A 19,427-nucleotide genomic window follows, 5' to 3' on the forward strand; every position below is an offset into this window, starting at 1 on the left:
TTCGGCCTCCAGCAGTTCCCGTAAGCCCCGCCGGACCAGTTCGTGGTCATCGAGGATGAACACCGTGACGTCCTTCAGCTGCTGATCCACATCGCTGGCGACCCCGCACTTTCCCTTGTCCACCGAGACCTGGCGACTGTCGACGCCAACCATCAGCATGACCGGTCCCTCTCCCTCACGGCAGGGCCCAATGTCCCCTTCCCATCACGGGCCGAGGAGGGATCCCGCTCATTCCGCGTCCGGAGATGATCGGACGAGGGGCGGCCAGCCTGCATCTGGCCGCCACCGCGTCGTGCCCCATCGCGGTCATCCGCGACGATCGGCCCGCCGGGGCGACGTCCTGGTGGCGGTCGACGGATTCCCCGGGAGCGACCGCGTCATCGAGCGTGCCCTGGACCTCCTGCCTGGCCACACCGACGGTCGACGCCGTGCTGCACCACGGTTAGGGGGAACGTCCTCGTCGTGTGCCGACCGATAGCGGTGCGAATGAACCCCGGCTGCCCGGACGACAGGCCCTGACCATTTGCTATCGGCACCGTCGGGACGTTGTGCTCTACTGCCCCGGGCCGGCACAGGGTTGCATGAAGCGGGACCTGAGGTCCACGCCGTACGGCGTGGCCGCCAGCACAACCCCGACTCGGAGGACACCCATCATGACCAGCATCAGCGCTTTGTGGACCACGCTCGACACCGACATCCAGCAGTGGCTTCTGCACAATCCCGGGACTACGTTCCTGCCCCGGACATATGTCAACCAGGCGCAGACCGGCACGGGTCGAACCCTCAGTCTCAACGAGCACGGTGAGCACCGGTTGTCCCCCGAGGAGATGCTCTTCCTCAAGGTCAAGAGAGGCGAAGTCCTGACCGCTCGTAGCACCACATAGGACAGGGCACTCGGCCCCAACGTCGCCGAACGAAGCCAGTCGTCACCCCGCCGCTCAGCGCGTCGGTCCAGGGCAAGCCCGGCGGATCTGGCCCGGGTCCCGGCGGCGGCACAGATCGCTCCGAGTCGTAGGAATGGGCGGAACCGAAGCGGGTGGTCATCCATCGCCGGGCGTCCACACGCTGTGGTGCAACCCGACGGTTGCGGGATGCAGGCCGTGGTGCGGTCGTCCTGTTACGGGGAGCATCTCGGGCAGGTCCCACGGGGAGGGGCCGACGCGACCGGATCAGGAGATATCTCGCTCAAGGCCGGACCCTGGCATTTCAGCAGGCGATGTCTGCTGACTTCCAGTCCCTCGTCACAGACCGACTAGTCGGTCTGTTCTCTGCTATCGTTTCTACATGACTGCTAGAGCACGCATCCTCGATACAGCCCGCCGGCTCGCCATCGACACGGGGTCCGTGCCCTCGATGGACGTGATCGCCTCGGCGGCCGGAGTTTCCAAGGGGGGCTTCACTCACCATTTCGGAACGAGGGCGGCGCTTCTTGCCGGTCTCGCAGAACAGGCCATCGAGTCCATGGATCAAGCCCTCGATGCGGCCGTGGCCACCGGCGGCGTCGTCCGGACCTGGTTGGAGGTCTCCATGTCACGGGAGGAGGCGGATCTGTATCGGGCCCTGCTGATGTCCCTCAACGAGGGAGGGGCGGACACCTCCGAGCTCCTCCGCCGGTCGGCCGAGGCATCCACCAGGTGGGAACGCCTGCTGGCCGAGGAATTGGGTGATCCCGTCGCCGGGTCGGTCGTCCGGCTCCTGGGGGACGGTCTCGTCATGAATACTCTGACCGGGGACGCCCTCCCCTCGCTCGAGGCCGTCCTCGGATGGCTGGACGCGAAGCAGCACACGCGATGAGCGCCGGTCTGCTGGGGGCGATCCTCGGGCTCGCACTGGCCGACAGCCTGAACCCTGCGACGATCGTGACGATCACCCTCATCCTCCTCACCGTGCCCCGACATCGGGTCGCTTCGGCCATGTCCTTCGTCCTCGGGGCGTTCAGTACCGTCTTCGTCCTGGGTGCCGGCATCTTCCTGGGCGCCGGGGCTGCAGCAGAAACGGTCAGTGGTGGACTCGTCTGGCTGCGGCGCATCGTATTCCTGATCGCCGCCATCACTCTTTTCAAGGCCGCCGTCCATCGCTTGAAGGATCGCGAGAGAAAGGGCATCGGCCTGCCCGCATGGTTCGGCGTAGGGACCGCCCTTCCCCTCGGCGTCCTCGTCACGGGAGCGGACCTGCCCAACGCCTTCCCGTACTTCATCGCCATCGAACGCATGATCGATGCGAACATCACACCCGGAACCGGACTACTCGCCCTGATCGGATACGCGGTCATCTACTGCATTCCGTGCCTGATCCTGCTCGCCCTGGGTGTCGCTCACGGCGACCGGGTCCGCCTGCGCCTGCAGAAGGTCTACGATCGCTTCGCCGCCGGCACCGCCAAACGCTCCGTTCCTGCGGCCGTGACCCTCATGCTCCTGGGTCTCGGCGTACTGACCATCGCCGTGTGGCCCTGAGGGCACAACCGCAGGTATCCGTTCAACGATTCCACAATGGGACAGATGCTGGAATGTGGGCTGAGTCCTCCTGGCGACAAGACCGAGCCGGCCGACGCGTCGTAGGTACGTCGGCCGGCTGTTGCTCCGACCGGGGGTGCCGAAGCTGCCGGTCAGAGTTGATTCAGCGGAATGGCGAGGTCTGTGACCGGGACGCCGATGGTTCCGAGTGAGGTGGCCTTGCCGTTGAACAGGGCGATCTCGTACAGCGATCCGTTGATGGTCGCGAAGCCCATCACCTCGACGGTGCTTCCGTCGCGGATGGTGGAGTAGATGTCGAAGCCTGTGTCGCCGGTCGCGTCGACGGCGAGCTTGCCGGTGGCTGCCAGCGAGCCCGCATTGGCCGGCGACTGAAGGGCAATCTGGTCGAGGGCGGTGTCCAGGTCGTAGAGGGTGGTCGCCGTGTTCGGGTCGAGGTCGTTGTTGGTGTAGGCCGCCCCGTTGACGCCGGTAGCGATCGCCGGCGGTGCATAGCTCAGCGTGCCATCGGCGACGGTTGCCGCGCCTGCGGAGGCGAACGGCTGGCGCAGGTTCTGGCCGCTGTCGCTGACGACTCGCAGCGCGTTGGCTGCAGGGTTGAAGTCCACCCCGAACGTCGTGCCGCTCAGTGGAACGGTCAACCGGGTGACTTGGGTGGCCACCCCCGTGTCCGGGTTGATCAGGTAGACCCCGGCGCTCGCCGTGTTGTTGCCGACGCCGTAGAGGTTGCCGTCCTGGACCCGGTAGTCGATGCCGATGAGGCGGGTGTCGCCGCCCGTCAGGCCGCCTACACCGATGCTGCTGCGCACTTTGCCGGGCTTGTTGGCGTCGAACTGCACGAGCTTGGTGCCGGCGTCGGCCAGGCCGATGACCCGCAGCTTGGCGGCGCGTGACCGGTCACCGCCGTTGGATTTGCCGTTGGATCCACCGTCGGCCACGGCGGGCGCCACGGTCACGGCAGTGGTCACGGCAGGTGCTACGGCCATGACCCCGGTCACGGCGATAGCCGCGACCGCCAGCTTGAAGGTCCTGTTCATCGTGTTCTCCTCGGAATTGACGGTCGCCGAAGATCGGTCGACTCGGAGGGGTATACGCGGTGCGTCGGTGTTGCGTTCAAAGCGCTGGAACGTCAGGGGCCAGCGGTTCAGGTTCTCCGCGAACCAGTGAAGATCCGTCCGGGTCAGCGTCACCATTCCGTCGAGCTCGGCCAATATCGGCGAGCCAACGTCCTCGCTGATGGCATCGGCTCGTTCGACGAGCGGGACGGCGTCGGTGTCGGTGTCACCCGTGCCATTCGATCCGCAGCACCCCGTCATGCGATGCTGCGGTGAACGCTTCGAGGGTGGGCCGCGGTCCCTTGCTGCTCATCGTCACCGTCCCCTTGATCGAAGTGACCGTTTTCTGGATGCGGACGAACAGCGCGGCCACGTCCCTCTGCCGGAAAGCTACACGGGGTGCAGTTGTGAGGCGGGAAGGTAACGCGTCAGCCAGTCCAGGGCGGCTGACTCGTCAGTGAAGAACTGGACCTTGTGGACGGAGTGCTGCACGGAGGCGGCTATCACCCGGTCGACAGGCGTGTGCCCGAGCATCGCGGCAGCCAGGACCATCTCCTCGGACCCGTAGGCTGCCCGGGCGCCGACGGTAATGATCCTGATCTCGCGCATGTCCACCAGAATGGCGTAGGGGACATGGTGGACCAGCAGGAGGCTTTTCTCGAGGACATCCCTCGCATCGGCTTCCTGTACCTCTGTCCCGGGAGTCCAGGTCAAACGAAGCAGGCGAGGACCGAGCAGGTTGAGGGTCGCCTTGCCGTCGGCCGCAGGAACCTTCACCTGCACCGACTACCGCACGGAATCAAAACCGGACTCACACCCCTGGTCCTTCTTCGCTGAGAGCGTGCCTCATCGAGACTCATCTCATCCGGTACTGATGGCCCGGAGCTACAAAGCCTACGGAACGGCAGGGCTCTCCTTCACCCCGAGCACCGACAATTTATCCGCAGGTTGTCCGCATCGACTCCGGACTACTCTCAGCACGCGTCGTCCCCAGCCCTGTCTGACCTGGCTTGCGCGATCAGATTGTGACCCAGTCGAGACATGTCCCCGTCGACTCCCGTGCCTGATAGGTCGGACACTTGAAGCATGGTGCTGATGGGGTTATTGGGGGACGTGACATGCGGCGGTTGACTCACGATAGGGCGGCTCTGCCATCGATGCTGGCGCTGGTCGCTGTGGCCGTGTTCTGGGCTGTTGGAGCTGTCGGCGGTATCCGCTTCCTCGCCGACACCAGTTCCCCTATGACACTACTGGTGGGGCTGTACGTGATGCTCGCAGGCGTCGCGGTGTCGATCATCGTCACGACGCTTGCCCTCAACGACCTCATGGGGAGATATGCCCGGCTGCGCACCCGCCGCTAGTCCAGCGCGTCGTCAGGGTTGCGTAGCGCCCCGGAACCTCGACTGATCGGCTGATCCCCATCGCTGCGTGAGCGTGAGGGTCAGCGTGTGCTTGGCGTCCTCGACGGTGCTGCAGGGGCGAGTTGGGCAAGGCGGGGCATCTATTGGTCCCGCCGTCGTCAACTCCGCCTTCAGCACCGGCATCTTATTGGGCGCACTCAGCGGCGGGACACTGCCGACAGTCCTTCATCCCATACCCACCGAGCCCGGTTCTTCTCCCGTTCGCGCTCGGCCTCGTCAGGGCCCCGCGGTGGCTCCCCGGTGATCATCACGCGCAACCCAGACTCGCTACCCCGCTAATCAACTCCTTCGCTGCCCACCAGACGATGCCTTCGCGGACGTCGGGTGCTGGGGCAGGGCGTTGTCGAGCTGGCGCAACCAGGACTGGAAGTCTTCGGGACCGTTGAAGTGGGCGCCGATGATCCTGCTGACCTCCGGGGCAGTGTCGGGCCCATCGATGACGAGCGAGTACCCACCTCTTGCGGTCGCCGCTTCGAAGGCCGGCAGATCTCCTCGGCCATCACCTGCATACGCGACAGTTTGAAGGTTCCTCGTGCTGATGATCCGCCGAAGAGCGGTGCCCTTGTCCTGTTCCAAAGGCATCCGAAGCTCCTCCACGAATTTCCCGGGCTCGTGGCGCAGCCCATATGCAACAGCCCTCATCCATTCCCGGGCTTCCGGCACGACCTCGATGCCGTTTCCGGTCGGATGTTCGAGACCGTTGGAACTATGGAGCTCCACCCCGGGGATGCTTGCTCGTGCAGCGAGGAACGCGGCCGGCCGGCCGGAGAGGAGCGCGACGACCGTTCAGCAGGCCTACGCTGTGGCAGCAAAGCGTCCTTCAGCGCGACGGGCTGAAGGACGCGCCAGAATACGTCGGCGCCAGTGCCTCGAAGCCGAGCATCCGTGTGCACCGTGGTGGAGTGCCTGGGGCAGGGACCATGACCCGGGAGGTCCGTCTCGAGTGAGCACTCGAGGAAGGGGCGGACCGGCGGAACGCCGCAGGTTCAGACCGAACCGAGAACCCACCCCAGATGCCCCACCGAAGGGCCGGAACCTCTTCGGCCTCCACGGTGAATGCGCATTCTAGGAGAGGATGGCCTGCCATACCTGGACGCCGACGACTGCCGGCTACACCACAAGGATGAGGGTCATGCGATCCTGGCCGCCACCATGACAGAGGCTCTGTCGCCGTACGTCCATCGAGCCGTCGACCAGCAAGCCTCGCTGTCCCGGTGCAGAATTTTCGTCACGACACTCGTCCGCCCAGTGGGCTGGCCTCGTGGGGGCCGCGGACCCGACCGGTATGCATACGTTCGTGGCTGACTTCTTCGGCTGCTCCTTTGGGGAGTTCGGCGGGTCAGGCGCCTGGATGCAGGCCGAGGCCGGGCGCTGGAAGAGGCCCAGTCGACTCCGTCATCGCCGACGCCATTGGAACCGTCCGGACACGGCGCTGAAGGCATCGCCTACTGTCGCCGTCCTCTCCGTGCCCGAGCGCCCTTGGAGGTCGAGAGCGCTGCCTCGGGCACAGCATCCCCTCCCGGCACCTTCCCGGACCCACGCCGCGGCACTGTCATGGCCGCAACCTCCCTGAGCCGGGGGTGGAGATGGTCGTCGCCGTCCACCGTCCCTGATTGCCACGACAGCGTGAGCCCGTCCGCGGTGTCCTCGAGCGACGCGAGGTTGTTGTCGAACCACGGTCCCCTGATGTTCCGCCAACGGAACGGAGGGTTGGGAACCTTCACGGAGCGCGCCACGAGGGCCCCGAGAGGTGCCGCTACGGCGTAGGAGAGGATGGCTGTGGAGGAGCGCAGGAGCCGCGGCAGCGGATTGCGGATCGGGGAGCAGACCACCTGGAGGATACGGCTTCCCGACGTCCTGTCCACTTCCGCGACGTACGAGAAGTGGACGTCTCCCGACAGGAAGGTCACCGTCTCCGGTGCCGGACCCCGGTTACCGTCCGCCACGTCCGTCGCCATGAGGGCCACGGCACGGAAGCTGTTCTGGAAGGCGGCCCAGTGTTCCAGATCCATGCCCTGCCGCAGCTTCTCACCCAGTCGCGCGCCCCGCGCGCCCCAGGCACCCTGGGCGAGGGCCTCGTCCCACGACTCGATGTGATGCAGCCCCAGCGGCAGGAGGAACGGCAGCGAGGTTCCCACCAGCAGGTGCCGGAAGCCGCCCACCATCCTGGAATCCAGCCATGCCGTCTCCTCCTCGCTGAGCAGGGCGCGCGCGTCGGGTGTCAGCACGCGGGACACGCGGGAGTCGACGACGATCAGGCGCGTGTCATCGAAGTCGCGGCAGTAGCTCCAGCGGTAGCTGGCCGGATCCTTGTCCGCCCGGTCGGCGAAGTCGTCGAGCTCCTCGCTCAGGTCGAGCTCGACGGCGTCGTGATGGTTGACGATCCGTTGCCAGATGCGGTCCTCGGCGCGCTGGTCCGGCGACATGTTGCCGAGGTGCTGGTACACCCAGTAAGAGGCCAGGCCCGCGACGATCCGGTCCTGCCACCAGGAGGTGGCCTCCATTTCCTGCTTCCAGGAGGTGGAGGCGTTCCAATCGTCGCGGATGTCGTGGTCGTCGAAGATCATGGCACTGGGAAGGGTGGACAGCAACCAGCGGTTGGCACTGTCGGACCAGGCCAGGTTGTACAGGTGGGCGTACTCCTCGTAGTCCTTCAGCTCTGCGCCGGGCTCGTCCTCGATGTCCCTCCGCCCGCGGATGAACTGCTGCATCTCCTCACTGGTGGAATCGGCGTAGACCTGGTCGCCGAGGAAAAGAAGGAGGTCCGGCCGCGGTGAGCTGTCGTCCTTCGTCCGGTTGAGCGCATACGCACGCATGGCATCGATGCCGTGGGTCCGATTGCCCTCCTTGGTGTGAGGGACGCTTGTGCGGCAGGACCCGAAGGCCAGTCGCAGTGGCTTCCCCGGGGTGCGTGTCGCAATGCTCGACGGCGGGAATTCGGGAACCGATCCCGGGTCGGGCCAGGCCTGGTGTCCGTCGATCTCCACCGTGTAGGAGGTGACGCTTCCCGGCTCGAGTCCGTCCACCTCGACGAGCGCGTAATGGTGCCCGTGGACCGCGAAAGTGCGTGCTTCCCAGGATCGCTGGGCGGCCCGGACGGCGACGCGTGCCGAGGTGCCGACCTCCACCCAGATACTCGCCGAGGTTTCGTCGACGTACCGAAGGATGGGGCCAAGGACCAGGGGAGTTGGTGTCATAGGTATGTTCTACCCTTATACCCTTCGGCCCGCAGGGCGATGTCGACGAATTTGCCTTCGGCGTCGGAATCGCCGATCGCTTCCTCGCGCCAGTCCTTGCGTGCATCGTCGACGGGGCTGCTCGGAGGTGTGCGCTGACCTGGCCGAGGATGCGAGCGAGGTCGCGGCGTCATAGGTGCCGAGCGGGGCGAGGAGAAGTCCCCGGAATCTCGGCCGACGTAGGCTTGGGTACTGCTCGTGGTTTCTGCTCACGGTGACTGCTTGGACAATCACCCCAGCAGAGCTTCGAGTTCCTTGCTGCCCATGACGCAAGCCCGATCCCCAAGAAACGCGAAGAATCCCATTGACGATCGAATCACACGAACAAGCCTTGTCTGTCGAGTCGGGCTCAATCCGACCGTTCAGTTTGCCGGTAACACCACAGGACGTCATAGCCCTTCTCAAGAGGCTCGAGGAGGCGCGCCTTCCCGAACCATCTCCGTCCGAACGTTCAGGGTCGGACGTCTGGGGGCAAGGTGTCCCAGTCGACGTGATGCGGGATCTCATCCATTATTGGCGCACCGATTACGAGTGGTCCCGCCTCGAGCGTGAGCTGGAGAACCTCGGCCAATACACGGCGGTCGTGGACGGAGTGACCCTCCACTTCCTGCACGTGCGCTCCCCACGGCCTGACGCGAAGGCCCTGCTGCTATGCCACGGCTGGCCCGGAAGTATCGTGGAGTTCCTCGACGTAGCTCGGGACCTTGCCGAACCGGCCGACGATCACCAGCCCGCGTTCCATCTCGTCATACCTTCGTTGCCGGGATACGGCTTCAGCAGCAAACCCACCGATGCGGGCATGGGAGTCGAGCGAATCGCGGATCTCCTGGCAGCCCTGATGACCGGCCTCGGATACGAACGTTACTTCGCCCAGGGCGGAGACTGGGGTGCGGTCATCCTCACCGAGCTCGCAGTCCAGCACCCGACACAGCTGGTCGCCCTCCACACGACGCTCCCGCAAGTTCGCGAACCACAGTGGTGGAACGCCGAGGAGGAGCAGAGACTCTCATCTCAAGAGAAGCAATGGCTTGAGGACTCAAGGCGATTCGCGAGCGCCGGCTCTGCCTATGCCCATCAACAGGCAACCCGCCCACAGACAATCGGCTACGCGCTGGTCGACTCACCCGTCGGCCTCGCGGCGTGGATCCTGGACAAGTTCGAATCATGGCGCGACCCAGCGCTTGCTCCGATGTCCCGTGACCGGTTGCTCGATAACCTCTGCCTGTACTGGTTCAGTGCCTCTGGAGCCTCTGCAGCCCGACTCTACTGGGAGTCATATCAGCGATCCCGCGACCTCCGACCGGTTCTGGTACCCACGGCTGTCTCCGTCTTCCCGCACGACATCGAGAAGCTTCCCGCCTCCTGGGTCCGGGAACGGTACCGAAATCTGTACAGCTGGGAAACCCGCGAAGCAGGGGGACACTTCCCCAGCCTCGAGGTCACGGATGACTACACGGATATGGTTCGTAGCGCATTCATCACCTTCTGAGGGCAACGCCCCTTCGCCGGCTCGGCGGTACCGACGAGTTCTGAACGCCCGATCAGGACTGGTGGACGCGCCCCTCCGGGAAGCCTGCGGGCAATCGTTGCGTCGTCGGTGGGTTGACTAGAGATGTCTGAGGTAGCGCTCGGGCGAGGTGAGGAAGGCCTGCCAGCTCGTGACGAGGTCGAGATCCTCCCACTGTCGAGTACGTAGGCCCCAGCTGCCTACTTCGAAGATCTGAGCATTCGGCAGGGCGGCCAGGAGGGGTGAGTGCGTCGAGAGGATCACCTGGGATCTCCCTGACGCCACGAGTTCTTTCAGTACGCCGAGCAACGCCAGGCAACCCGAGAAGGACAATGCTGATTCTGGCTCGTCGAGGACCCACAATCCCGATCCACGAAACCGATCGACCACGAGTTCGAGGAATGATCAAGAATCGTCGCTACGGGCGCCAGCGTCGCCGGCCAGATCCGTCGGTCCAGGACGTTCGAGGGATGCTCTGTCAGTCTTCGGATCGGAAATCGTTCGAAGGCCATGCGGCCAGTGTGCCAGCCGCAACGCAGGACATGCGGGGATCTGGTCGCTCGGCGCGGCTCAGACGCTGTCTCGTTCAAGGATCCCATTAGCAGTCATCGCTCTTCGACCCCTCGGGGGTCATTCGCCCCGTGACCGCTGACGAAGGCAAGGACGTAGCCGGCCCGGGCCCCCGTGGGGGACAGAGGTCCACGAGCCCCCTAGAGGCCGTCGGAAGAATGCCCTACGACATCTCCCCGGCCCGCCTGCGCTGCATGGAATTGGCCGAAGAACTCGGCGCCCCCTGGGCTACCTATGTGAGGTGGTTTTGGTCGGTGGATCCTCGGTTGGTGGGTGGTTGGCTATGGTCACTCGGTACCAGTAGATGGTGTCCTTACCGCCGACGAGGTCCACGCGTTGTCCGCGGTACTCATGAATCCCGTGTGTTTCATCCCCCCACACCTCCACTCCAAGGACGTACTCGGCGCCGTGGAGGTGCTCCGACTCCACTTCGTGCTGGGCGCTGCGGAGCATGTCCGTAGCTTCGAGGTAACTGGCGTTGGAGGGACGCAGGAAGCAGACCGTTTCGAATCGGGGATAGGTGTGCTCGCGCGCGGCCTCGGCTGCGTCGAGGAGCACCAACGCGTTCACGGAGACGCCAGGAGGCTTGGCAGTGATGCTGCTGGAGGGGACGATGCTGGCAACTTCAGGGGCGATGCTCCGGGACGTATGCCTCACTCCGAGGGGCGAGGAAGCATGACCGTCGAGCGCATCCTTTCTTTGATAGGGAGTGTCCTCTGCCCGATGGGCGGATTGGGTTTTGGAGGTGGGTGAGGTGCGGTTGTAATGCGCCGCAACGACGACGTCGGAAAGGTCGTGTGTGTGCGTCAGACCGAGGATCTTCATCGCCCGCTGCAGATCCTCTTCGACCGTGCGTAGCGGGAGGGACAGCACGAGGGCGATGTCTTTGTTGGCGAGGCCACCTCCGGCCATCACGGCAATCACCGCCTGACGATCACTCAGGTCCCCCAGGGCCGGACTGTCCGATGTGTCCTGCGGATGGGGAGAGGGGGCCTGGTCTGGTGGCGGGAGGGCGTCGCGACGAAGCGTCGAAGCGGCGGGGTTCTGATGTGTCTGCCTCATGGCACTCCCTCGTGGCACGGTGCTAACGGCTGTGTGCCGGGGTCTGGGGCAACAAGGTCAGACTTGTCCTTTCATGAGTGAGATGTCAACAAAAATAGCCATGTGTCTTTTGATGCAGCCATCCTCCCGAGTCTCCCTTCAAAGGCTGGCGAGGTGTTCGGGGCAGCACGGTAAGGGAGGATGGCCTGATGATGGGTACAGCCGATATCGAGGGTCTCGTAGTTCAGGTGGGCGGGCAGCCGCGAAGCGCGATCGTCGAGGCTTTGCGCGATGCCGGCGTGCAATTGAATGTTCATGCTCGGACACTGCTTGCTCATCCCGCATTCGATGGTCCAGAGGGTCAGACGCTCCGGATCGTGGAGCGCACGGTGGTTGAACTCGGGTTCGAGGAGGGTGCTGTCCAAGCGCAGGTCTTCGCGGCTGCAAGGAGCCAGGGCTTCGATCTCTGCCCCCTGGTGACTGGTCCCTTTCTGCGGTTGGCGTTGATGAGCCAGGCCGTTGCGCCGGACTCGGTTCTGTCCGCAGGTCGGGCTCCGAGGGGAGCGATTCACATCGCGTCCGAGCCCGTGAGCGAGGACGTCGACTACCCCAAAGGGTTCTACCTTCGTGTCGTGGACGGGCAGATCTGGTTACGAGGCTATTGCTGCGATGACGACTACGTATGGACTCCGGACCAGCGTCTTGCACTCCTTCTACCCCAGCATTGACGCAAGATTGCTGTGCGACCCGTTCGAAGCTGGGGCTCGAGGGCTTCGGCCGGCCGATAGGTTGAGGATGTGAACCGGACTTCATTGCGTCTACGGCCTCTGCGATGCGAGGACGCACCTGTCTTCAGCGGGTGGGGTGGAGATCGTTCTTTCCGCCAGCACACCGGGTGGACTGTCACGTCTTCGGCCGCCCTGTACGGCTTTTGGTTGCAGCAGGTCGAGGATCCACCTGCTGGGCTGGTCCGGATGGCAGTCGAAGACCCCACTGTCGGTGAGCTGGTCGGGTACGTGGATCTGCACGGCTCGGACCTGGGCGAGAAGGAGCTCGGGTTCGTGATCGGTCCCTCGCACCGCTGGGGGCAGGGGTTGGGGCGGTGCGCGGCCGAAGCCGGTCTTGCGTACGGGTTCGAGGCACTGGGGGTGGAGCGCATCTGGGCGGAAGCGCTGGCCGCCAACACTGCATCGGTTCGGATCCTGCGCGCCATCGGGATGGAGGAAACGGGGAGGGGCGGGCCTGGCGAGTTCCTGGGCAGGGAGAGCTACTACGTGCAATTCAGTATCTGCCGCTCAGCATGGACGGATGACGGTGACATGCCAAGCTGATGGAATGCAGACATAGCGTGGCAGCCGAAGATCGATCGTTTCTATGAGGCCCGCCAAGCATTCCTCGCTATAGCACTGCGTGACGAAGGAGGGTACGGAGAGGCGTCGAGAACCGCGCTGCTGGCCCTCATACCGACGCTCGATGGTGACAAGCGATCCCTCCGCGCCTACGCACCAGAACTGCCAGATACTGTCAGGAACCTATGACCGCGTCGTCCCGGTCAGGCATGGTTCCTGCTGTTCAGGGGCCGCGGTAACGACCCTCAAGGCCGTTGTTCCAGCTTCTGCGGGCGGGCGACCCCCTTGTGTGTGGTAGCCATCCCGGCGTTGCCTTCTATTGACAGCCCAAAAGAGCGGGCGTAGGTTTTCGCGATGTGCGCCCGAGCTGACGGACACGGCGATGCCGGTCCTGTCAGCGGACCCGTCGCCTTCACGGCATCCAACGCTTATTCGGGCAGGATCCGCGGCAACCGTACTCCTGCCGAACTCAGAAGCCTGAAATGAACAATCGGAACAAGCTGTGCTTTTCCCTTCTTTCCACGCTGTCCCTTGTCGTCGGATCGGCGTCGGCCGCCACGGCCTCCGAGGAGGACACTCCCGCACCGTGGCCGCCCGCGGAAACCGACGGGTACCAGCCAGCGCCCGCAACCTACTACGAGGATGTCGTGTTTCCGGCGTGCGGCACCACGATCACCCTGAGGGCCGGAGACGTTCAGGACCTGTACGAGAAGGTTCGGGTGAAGCGTGACGGGACCACCGTGATCAAGGTCCGGGGTGACATGACCACGGATGTGATCGCGGAACCCGGCGGTGATCTCCCGCACGGAGGCTTTCTTGACGAGGTCGATAATTCCGGACCGGGCAACGTGTACATCTCGGCGGACGGGTTGACCATTGAGGAGAGGATTGGGGGCCCTCCATCGTCTATCCGATCAGTGAGACCGATGCTGCGGCGCTGGCCGCAGCGGGCTTCCCCGAACTGAGCTACTTCGAGGACGGCAAGGTGATCATCACGACCGTTCTCACGGAGGATGTGGCCGCTGTCGAACCAGAATCGACCGAGGTCCTGAAGGACACCACCAGGGATGTGGTCGACCTGTGCCAGGAGCTGAAGGAATCGGCGGGGCATTCCTCCTGATGCTTACCGGCAACGTCCAGCGGGCCGAATGAGGGGACGATCCGACGCCGTCCAAGGCAGGGGGCCCGACGAATTTCGGCCCCCTGACCTCGCGGCTCGTGCTTGGGAGGGCCTTGTGCGTGCCGCTTGCGGGTGTCCTAGAGGGCGGGACGCGCGGTGAGGGTCTGGTATTGGGGGTGGTCGGCGAGGAAGGAGAAGGCCATCGGACACTGCGGTATGAGACTCAGGCGTCGCTTGTGGGCGTTGAGGACGATGTGACGCATCAGGATGGCGTCCATGCCTTGGTCGCGGAATCCGGGGTGTTCAACGCCGTCGGTGAGGACGACCTGGCAGCCGGTCATCGTGTATTTGATGTAGACGGCGAGGCTGCCGTCGATGAGCAGCTCGAAGCGACCATATAGCTGGTTGTCGTGGAATGTCTCCCTGAGCTGGTGGACGGGACCACGGCGCGCTGCGTGTTGGGCTCGGCCATCGAGTTCGTCGACGATCATCCGGTAGCCGCTCACTGCGCCGGCGGGTGGGTAGTCGGTGTCCATCAACTGGTAGGCGCGGTCTGCCAGAACCCGTAGGTGCCTGGTCGACAACCCCTGTATCTCCTGGGCGGAGAGTTCATCAAGAAAGACGGCGCTTCCAGGGTCCTGGGCCACGGGCCGTACCTCGGAGGCCAGCGTGTCGTTCGGCGTCTCCGTTGACGCCGTGAAGCGATGGTCCGCTTGAGAGGTTCGGGGCGTAGCCGGGTGGGCGGGAATGGCTTGGGCAGGGTGCAAGAGTTCGGTCATGGCTGTTCCTGTGTTCGTCAGAGACCTGGCCTGCGTCTAGACCCCGGTGTCTTGATGAGACTAGCGGTTACCCGCCAGGAAAGACATCACATCCCGACACCATGCCAGGACAGCAGTGAGGCTTTCATCCTTGAGGTTGCAACCTCAGAGGTGCACGGCTTCCTCCCGCTGCCTTCGCCTGCAGTGGTGCTGCGTCACTGCAGTCGGGCTGGAAGAGCGGTGTCAACCGGAAGTTGGACGGCGTGCAGCAGGGGAGCCGCTGGTGTGCCCGCTTCTACCGCATCGCGGCGGTCGAGTTCCGTGGTCAGTTCCTCGTTGCGAAACGACGTTTCCGGGTCAGGTTCCCCCTCCGCGACGTATCCGGAGGAGAGCTCGCGCTGGAGCTTACTGTGAAGGACTTGAACCTCGGGAAGCTCAAGTGCTGTGAGGTCCTCGGGGAAGGGCTCGGACGGGGTAAGACGTGTGTGCATGAGGCGCCTATCACCAGAACAAAACAGGGAAACGACCAGGCTCGCTTCTGAACCGCCGCCGCATACTTCACCAGGACCATATCGTACTCACCTGCCACGCGAACCGGCTCGGCCCCAAGAATTCACTGGCCCGTCGTGAGACAACGGGTAAAAGGAACGGTCCAGCCGGATCACCAGTTCCACGGCTTCCCGCGTGGGTGCTCCACACCGGCGCAGTTCACCCTGTGCAGGTTTCTCGAGGAGAGCGTCGAGCGCTGCCGGTGGCGTGGGGGAGCGGTACAGGGGCCAGCCAGTGCTGGGCTTCCTCGACAGTCGGCATCGCAGGGACTTGCCGCATCGCTGCGCTGACCGGCCTCACGCTCGTACGATTCCGCCACGGCTGGCAGCGGCGCACAACCCGTGCACCGCGAGGACTCTTATTCCGCGCTACGAAGTGACGAAGTCGCCGAGCGCGGCCAGGAGGCGGTCGACGTCGTCGTCGTTGTTGTACGGCGCCAAGCCGATCCTGAGGGCGGCGCTGTCCTCGAGATTGAGGCGACGGAAGGCTTCGTACGTGTAGAAGGAGCCGGCCGGCGCGAGAATGTTCCGTTCCGCAAGGAACCGGTAGGCCTTCGTGGAGGACCGGCCCGGGAATGTCACCAGCAGGGTCGGTGTCCGATCCTGGGCTTTGGAGTGCAGCGTGATGGCGTCGCCCAGGTCGGCCAGGCCTGCCTCGATGCGGGAGCGCAATGCGTGCTCGTACTCATCGACCACGTGAGCGGATGCGAGAAGGCGGGCGCGGCGGTCGGTTGCGGCGCCGGGCGCGATCGCGGCGAGGAAATCCACGGCGGCCGTGGCTCCGGCCATGATCTCGTACGGGAGGGTGCCGAACTCGAACCGCTCAGGCACCGCGTTCGTGGACGGCAGCAGCTTGTCCGGCCGCAGTGATTCCAACAGGTCCGGGTCGGCCACGAGTACACCGCAGTGAGGCCCGAGGAATTTGTAGGGAGAGCAGGCGAAGAAGTCGGCTCCCAACGCCTTCACGTCGACCGCCGCATGAGCGGTGTAGTGCACCCCGTCCACGTAGACCAGTGCGCCGACGGTGAGCGCGGCGTCGGCGATGCGGCGCACCTGAGGTTTGGTGCCGAGCAGGTTCGACGCGGCGGTGATCGCTACCAGTTTCGTGCGCTCGGTGATCGCGGCCGCGACGGACGCTGCGTCGATCTCCGTGGTCTCCGGGGTGAAATCGATCCAGCGCACGGTGGCGCCGACCGCGTCGGCTGCTTGCAGCCAGGGGCGGATGTTGGAGTCATGATCCAGGCGTGACACGACGACCTCGTCACCTGGCTGCCAGGTCTTGGCGAGGTGGCGGGAGAAGTCATAGGTGAGCTGCGTGGCGCTTCGTCCGTAGACGACACCGCGAGGATGCGCCCCCAGCAGGTCGGCCATTGCTGCCCGGAATCCGCCGACCGCCGATTCGGCGTTGCTCTCCGAGCTCATACCGAAGCCGCGGTTGGAGAGCGGCCCGGTGATGGCATCGGCTATCGCGGCTCCCACGACGGCGGGGGTCTGCGTTCCGCCGGGGCCGTCGAAATATGCGGTGCCGGTGAGCAGGGCGGGGAAGTGCGCACGGAAGGCCGCGAGATCGAGGGTCATGTCGTTACTTTCTCAGGTGAGCGTCGATACGGGAAACAGTGCGAGCAAGAACTGTGATGGATCAGTTCGAGAGGTTTGCTGGGAACGTGATGAGTGTCAGGTCGAGGAGCGGAGTAGATTGTTGCAGGGCTTCGGCGCGCGTCAGGGGGATACGAACCGTAATCCGTCCCCCCGCACCGTGACGGCTTTTCATTCGCGGACGAGGCAGGTGACGTCCCGTCCTGCTTCCTGCAGCCGGGTCCCGAAAGCACCGCCTGTGGCACCGGCCCCTACAACGAGTATTCGCACAGCGATTACATCCTTTCCCCAACGAGCGGCCTCGGCACGCAAAAGTGTGCGCAGCGTCAGCAGGGCAGTTCAGCTCATCCTGCCCGTCCCGGCAACCCCGAAGGAATCGGCAACCAGCGATGCACCGCGTACCGGGGAAGGATCGTCCAGCGGTCGTTACTGCGCGCGTCATGTCTGAACTGTGCGGATCCTCCATGTAGGAGCCGAAGGGTGGGCGCGGAACGAAGCCGTGCCCGGCATAGAGTGCTCGGGCCGGTGCGAAGAACTCCATGCTTCCGGTCTCCAGGGAGATACGACTGACGTGACGCGCTCGGGCATCGGCGAGCACGTGATTCAGCAACTGGGACGCTATCCCACGCCCCGCAACTCGGGCTCCGTCCGCATGCTCTTGAGCTCCTCATGCCCTGGTGCTAGCACAGCCAATGCGCACGTGCCCGCGATCCGCCGTTCGTGCCAAGCGACCCAAAGCCGGACGCGCGGCTGTCGCAGCGCAGTCATGTCCAGCGCGTGCTGGCTCTCTCTTGGAGACTCCGGGGCCATATCCACCACATGGGCTCGCAAGAAGATCTCGAGGGCGGGCTCCTCGAAGTCGGCGGCTCGGATGGTGCACGTCACGGGAGCAGGGATAGTAGCCCCCTATTTCATGAGCGTTTCAGGATGCTTCAACGCACTTCCCAGGGTTTGCGGGCGACAATCGTGTAGGTGCACGGGCTGAGGTCCCGCTCGGATTCGGGCCAAGCGAAGCCTCCGGGCACTTGCACCATTCGTGGCGAGAATTTCCACGGAAGCGTCGTCGCCTCGTCGAGGCGAAGAATCTGCAGGCCCGCCCCTATCAGCGCGTTCATGATGTCGGACAACGGATGCGACCACTGATAGGTCCGAGAATGAGCAACCGTGCCGTCTCCTGCGTACGTGGATTTCTCGTCCCATACCTGGGCTTGACCGGTGCTGAAGTACGGGTACCGGAGCTTCAGTCCGTCGGCGTTCTCGTCGAGTGCGTAGAGGACAGGATGCCCGTCCCTGATGTAGAAAGTGCTGCCTGCCCGTAATAGTCCAGCTATCTGGGCCGCCCAACGGTTCAGGTCCGGGAACCAGTTGATGGTCCCGATACTGGTGTAGACGAGGTCGAAATCACCGGTGACAGCGGCGCGAGCATCGAGGACATCAGTTTCAATCCAGGTCGCATCCAGACCCAGCCGCTTCGCCAGGGCAGCTGCAGATGCCAGTGCCCCCGTGGAGAAGTCAACGCCCGTGACCCGGGCTCCTGCGCGAATCAGGGACAGGGTGTCGGTCCCGATGTGGCACTGGAGGTGGCAGACATCCAACCCCGCAACCGTGCCCTGTGGGAGGAAGGGCGCCAGAGCGGCCAGATCTGTCTGAACGACTGAGCTCACATATTCAGGGTCGTCGAATCCGGCGATCCCGTAGGCCTGTTCGTGCAGCGGCACCCTGTCTTCCCAGTTGTCCCTGTTGGTCGCGCGTGCTTCAGCCCAGTCGATCGACGTACGGTCATCACCCATCCAGCGACCCTATGCGAAAGGACCTGGAAGACGACGTCGTCCCTAGCGGACCCGGGTGTCCCGGCAACGGATCCCCCTCCGAGGGACAACAGGTGGGAAGCTGGGAATTCGTCGGCACGAGGGAAAGCAGGGCTCCGATGGTTTCGGCAGTGACCTTGATCCGATCCACCGCTCTTTCTGACACCGTGCAGTATGCCTACGCGGCCGCTGTCCCGGCAGATGCACGGCTCATCTTCTTCGCAGGGTCCTGCCCTCTCGATATCGCCGGTGCAACGGTGGGAGAAGGCAATTATGCACGTCAGGCGGAACAGTGCATCAAGAACATGATCGCGGCTCTCCACGAAGCTGGAGCCACTATCGAGGACATCGTCTGCACTCGCGTACTCGTGGCATCAACTGATCGGAAGGATCTCGTCAGTGCCTGGGAAGTTGTGCGCCAGGCGTTCGGCGTTCACGACGCCCCGAGCACTCTGTTGGGCGTGACAGTCCTTGGTTACGAGAACCAACTCGTGGAAATCGAAGCCGTAGCCGCTGTTCGTAACTGATGATTCATCCCACCTGCCCTCAGAGGGATCCTCAATGGGCCGCGCTTGTCAGCTGGAGATGCGCTCACTGCCTTGTTCCTACTGCTCAGTAGAAGAACGCACACCACGCAGTCGGCATGGGAGCCGGTCGGGCGCTCCTCATGCGCTCTTCAGACCAGAACTCAGCGTCATCGACCTTGTCCTCGGCGGGCGAGCGACTATTCATCACCGCGCTGGACTCACCTGGGGCGTCGAACCGGACCGCTCCACAGCCCAGAGCTTTGGGCACCACGACCACGGCGGTAAGCACCAGGACTCCGACGAGCAGGAGGATGACTGTTCGTGGACGTGATATCCCCATCGTTCAGTGCACCACGCAGAACAAGGATGCAGAAGGCATGGCACCTCATCCGGATGAGCGGACAGGCTCTGGACGAGGAC

Annotated in this window: 24 protein-coding genes and 1 pseudogene; 12 read left to right on the forward strand and 13 right to left on the reverse strand. The window is 64.3% G+C overall.

The window, feature by feature from the left end; translation table 11 throughout:
- Positions 1–245 precede the first annotated feature (245 nt).
- The 4 genes from CXQ97_RS15600 to CXQ97_RS15615 all read left to right on the forward strand — a co-directional run bounded on the left by CXQ97_RS15600 (position 246) and on the right by CXQ97_RS15615 (position 2,453).
- A complete protein-coding gene (locus CXQ97_RS15600; protein WP_104181801.1) occupies positions 246–446 on the forward strand; it encodes a hypothetical protein in 201 nt (66 codons plus the stop codon).
- Between the two features lie 207 nt (positions 447–653).
- Positions 654–884 carry a hypothetical protein gene (locus CXQ97_RS15605; RefSeq protein ID WP_104181802.1) on the forward strand — a complete coding sequence of 77 codons (231 nt, stop codon included), beginning with the start codon at positions 654–656 and terminating at the stop codon, positions 882–884.
- A gap of 400 nt (positions 885–1,284) precedes the next feature.
- A complete protein-coding gene (locus CXQ97_RS15610; protein ID WP_104181803.1) occupies positions 1,285–1,794 on the forward strand; it encodes a TetR/AcrR family transcriptional regulator in 510 nt (169 codons plus the stop codon).
- Complete coding sequence (locus tag CXQ97_RS15615; RefSeq protein ID WP_219815441.1) at positions 1,791–2,453, forward strand: GAP family protein; 663 nt, start codon at positions 1,791–1,793, stop codon at positions 2,451–2,453. The genes CXQ97_RS15610 and CXQ97_RS15615 overlap by 4 nt, the downstream gene beginning before the upstream one ends.
- A 152-nt stretch (positions 2,454–2,605) precedes the next feature.
- On the opposite strand, the gene CXQ97_RS15620 is transcribed toward CXQ97_RS15615, so the two are convergent.
- The 3 genes from CXQ97_RS15620 to CXQ97_RS15625 form a co-directional block, all read right to left on the reverse strand.
- Complete coding sequence (locus CXQ97_RS15620) at positions 2,606–3,508, reverse strand: DUF4394 domain-containing protein (RefSeq protein ID WP_219815442.1); 903 nt, start codon at positions 3,506–3,508, stop codon at positions 2,606–2,608.
- 244 nt (positions 3,509–3,752) lie between these two features.
- On the reverse strand, positions 3,753–3,899 hold the full coding sequence (locus tag CXQ97_RS19940; protein WP_181035107.1) for a hypothetical protein: 147 nt from the start codon (positions 3,897–3,899) through the stop codon (positions 3,753–3,755).
- 17 nt (positions 3,900–3,916) lie between these two features.
- Complete coding sequence (locus CXQ97_RS15625) at positions 3,917–4,303, reverse strand: STAS/SEC14 domain-containing protein (protein ID WP_146069678.1); 387 nt, start codon at positions 4,301–4,303, stop codon at positions 3,917–3,919.
- A 350-nt stretch (positions 4,304–4,653) separates the two neighbouring features.
- Between CXQ97_RS15625 and CXQ97_RS15630 the strand changes: the two genes are divergently transcribed.
- Complete coding sequence (locus CXQ97_RS15630; RefSeq protein WP_146069679.1) at positions 4,654–4,887, forward strand: hypothetical protein; 234 nt, start codon at positions 4,654–4,656, stop codon at positions 4,885–4,887.
- Positions 4,888–5,226: 339 nt separating this feature from the next.
- Here the strand turns inward: CXQ97_RS15630 and CXQ97_RS15635 are convergent, their stop codons facing one another.
- Positions 5,227–5,529, reverse strand: a complete 303-nt coding sequence (locus tag CXQ97_RS15635; RefSeq protein ID WP_146069680.1) for a hypothetical protein — start codon at positions 5,527–5,529, stop codon at positions 5,227–5,229.
- 863 nt (positions 5,530–6,392) lie between these two features.
- Entirely contained in the window at positions 6,393–8,144 is a 1,752-nt protein-coding gene (locus CXQ97_RS15640) for an alkaline phosphatase D family protein (RefSeq protein WP_104181810.1), read from the reverse strand.
- A gap of 343 nt (positions 8,145–8,487) precedes the next feature.
- Between CXQ97_RS15640 and CXQ97_RS15645 the strand changes: the two genes are divergently transcribed.
- Entirely contained in the window at positions 8,488–9,672 is a 1,185-nt protein-coding gene (locus tag CXQ97_RS15645) for an epoxide hydrolase family protein (RefSeq protein ID WP_181035108.1), read from the forward strand.
- 117 nt (positions 9,673–9,789) lie between these two features.
- Here the strand turns inward: CXQ97_RS15645 and CXQ97_RS20590 are convergent, their stop codons facing one another.
- From CXQ97_RS20590 to CXQ97_RS19600, 3 genes are all read right to left on the reverse strand, one after another.
- On the reverse strand, positions 9,790–9,954 hold the full coding sequence (locus CXQ97_RS20590; RefSeq protein WP_306740122.1) for a hypothetical protein: 165 nt from the start codon (positions 9,952–9,954) through the stop codon (positions 9,790–9,792).
- A gap of 534 nt (positions 9,955–10,488) precedes the next feature.
- Positions 10,489–11,184, reverse strand: coding sequence for a hypothetical protein (locus tag CXQ97_RS19945; protein ID WP_219815444.1), 696 nt, complete (start codon positions 11,182–11,184; stop codon positions 10,489–10,491).
- A 209-nt stretch (positions 11,185–11,393) separates the two neighbouring features.
- Positions 11,394–11,726: a hypothetical protein gene (locus CXQ97_RS19600; protein WP_146069681.1), complete on the reverse strand. Its 333-nt coding sequence runs from the start codon at positions 11,724–11,726 to the stop codon at positions 11,394–11,396.
- A gap of 372 nt (positions 11,727–12,098) precedes the next feature.
- Between CXQ97_RS19600 and CXQ97_RS15665 the strand changes: the two genes are divergently transcribed.
- From CXQ97_RS15665 to CXQ97_RS20395, 4 genes are all read left to right on the forward strand, one after another.
- On the forward strand, positions 12,099–12,632 hold the full coding sequence (locus CXQ97_RS15665; protein WP_104181815.1) for a GNAT family N-acetyltransferase: 534 nt from the start codon (positions 12,099–12,101) through the stop codon (positions 12,630–12,632).
- A gap of 30 nt (positions 12,633–12,662) precedes the next feature.
- Positions 12,663–12,839: a tetratricopeptide repeat protein gene (locus tag CXQ97_RS20655; protein WP_368784511.1), complete on the forward strand. Its 177-nt coding sequence runs from the start codon at positions 12,663–12,665 to the stop codon at positions 12,837–12,839.
- 293 nt (positions 12,840–13,132) lie between these two features.
- On the forward strand, positions 13,133–13,615 hold the full coding sequence (locus CXQ97_RS15675) for a hypothetical protein (protein ID WP_104181816.1): 483 nt from the start codon (positions 13,133–13,135) through the stop codon (positions 13,613–13,615).
- 20 nt (positions 13,616–13,635) lie between these two features.
- On the forward strand, positions 13,636–13,770 hold the full coding sequence (locus CXQ97_RS20395; RefSeq protein WP_258062656.1) for a hypothetical protein: 135 nt from the start codon (positions 13,636–13,638) through the stop codon (positions 13,768–13,770).
- 137 nt (positions 13,771–13,907) lie between these two features.
- Here CXQ97_RS20395 and CXQ97_RS15680 read toward each other — a convergent pair whose 3' ends face one another.
- Entirely contained in the window at positions 13,908–14,549 is a 642-nt protein-coding gene (locus CXQ97_RS15680) for a GNAT family N-acetyltransferase (protein WP_104181817.1), read from the reverse strand.
- Between the two features lie 242 nt (positions 14,550–14,791).
- On the opposite strand from CXQ97_RS15680, the gene CXQ97_RS19950 reads away from it, so the two are divergent.
- The gene (locus CXQ97_RS19950; RefSeq protein WP_181035110.1) at positions 14,792–15,070 is read left to right on the forward strand and encodes a hypothetical protein; all 279 of its coding nucleotides are present in this window, start codon (positions 14,792–14,794) and stop codon (positions 15,068–15,070) included.
- Between the two features lie 375 nt (positions 15,071–15,445).
- Here the strand turns inward: CXQ97_RS19950 and CXQ97_RS15690 are convergent, their stop codons facing one another.
- The 4 genes and pseudogenes from CXQ97_RS15690 to CXQ97_RS15705 form a co-directional block, all read right to left on the reverse strand.
- Positions 15,446–16,654, reverse strand: a complete 1,209-nt coding sequence (locus CXQ97_RS15690; RefSeq protein WP_104181818.1) for a cysteine desulfurase-like protein — start codon at positions 16,652–16,654, stop codon at positions 15,446–15,448.
- A 189-nt stretch (positions 16,655–16,843) separates the two neighbouring features.
- Positions 16,844–16,942 (reverse strand): 2-dehydropantoate 2-reductase N-terminal domain-containing protein, encoded by a 99-nt coding sequence (locus CXQ97_RS20660; RefSeq protein WP_368784507.1) that lies wholly within the window; start codon positions 16,940–16,942, stop codon positions 16,844–16,846.
- Between the two features lie 283 nt (positions 16,943–17,225).
- A pseudogene (locus CXQ97_RS20665) lies at positions 17,226–17,270 on the reverse strand (hypothetical protein); the annotation flags it as partial.
- A 334-nt stretch (positions 17,271–17,604) separates the two neighbouring features.
- A complete protein-coding gene (locus CXQ97_RS15705) occupies positions 17,605–18,462 on the reverse strand; it encodes a bifunctional 2-polyprenyl-6-hydroxyphenol methylase/3-demethylubiquinol 3-O-methyltransferase UbiG (RefSeq protein WP_104181819.1) in 858 nt (285 codons plus the stop codon).
- A 137-nt stretch (positions 18,463–18,599) separates the two neighbouring features.
- On the opposite strand from CXQ97_RS15705, the gene CXQ97_RS15710 reads away from it, so the two are divergent.
- Complete coding sequence (locus CXQ97_RS15710; RefSeq protein WP_104181820.1) at positions 18,600–19,007, forward strand: RidA family protein; 408 nt, start codon at positions 18,600–18,602, stop codon at positions 19,005–19,007.
- The last annotated feature ends 420 nt before the right edge of the window (positions 19,008–19,427 follow it).

Source organism: Arthrobacter sp. B0490, from assembly GCF_002929355.1.
In the GTDB taxonomy this organism is placed as follows: Bacteria; Actinomycetota; Actinomycetes; order Actinomycetales; family Micrococcaceae; genus Arthrobacter_D.

Bases quoted from the DNA above. Each gene is read 5' to 3' on its own strand.
- CXQ97_RS15600 (WP_104181801.1), top strand. From the start codon at position 246: ATGATCGGACGAGGGGCGGCCAGCCTGCATCTGGCCGCCACCGCGTCG.
- CXQ97_RS15605 (WP_104181802.1), top strand. From the start codon at position 654: ATGACCAGCATCAGCGCTTTGTGGACCACGCTCGACACCGACATCCAG.
- CXQ97_RS15610 (WP_104181803.1), top strand. From the start codon at position 1,285: ATGACTGCTAGAGCACGCATCCTCGATACAGCCCGCCGGCTCGCCATC.
- CXQ97_RS15615 (WP_219815441.1), top strand. From the start codon at position 1,791: ATGAGCGCCGGTCTGCTGGGGGCGATCCTCGGGCTCGCACTGGCCGAC.
- CXQ97_RS15620 (WP_219815442.1), bottom strand. From the start codon at position 3,508: ATGAACAGGACCTTCAAGCTGGCGGTCGCGGCTATCGCCGTGACCGGG.
- CXQ97_RS15635 (WP_146069680.1), bottom strand. From the start codon at position 5,529: ATGCCTTTGGAACAGGACAAGGGCACCGCTCTTCGGCGGATCATCAGC.
- CXQ97_RS15640 (WP_104181810.1), bottom strand. From the start codon at position 8,144: ATGACACCAACTCCCCTGGTCCTTGGCCCCATCCTTCGGTACGTCGAC.
- CXQ97_RS15675 (WP_104181816.1), top strand. From the start codon at position 13,133: ATGAACAATCGGAACAAGCTGTGCTTTTCCCTTCTTTCCACGCTGTCC.
- CXQ97_RS15680 (WP_104181817.1), bottom strand. From the start codon at position 14,549: ATGACCGAACTCTTGCACCCTGCCCAAGCCATTCCCGCCCACCCGGCT.
- CXQ97_RS15690 (WP_104181818.1), bottom strand. From the start codon at position 16,654: ATGACCCTCGATCTCGCGGCCTTCCGTGCGCACTTCCCCGCCCTGCTC.
- CXQ97_RS15705 (WP_104181819.1), bottom strand. From the start codon at position 18,462: ATGGGTGATGACCGTACGTCGATCGACTGGGCTGAAGCACGCGCGACC.
- CXQ97_RS15710 (WP_104181820.1), top strand. From the start codon at position 18,600: ATGGTTTCGGCAGTGACCTTGATCCGATCCACCGCTCTTTCTGACACC.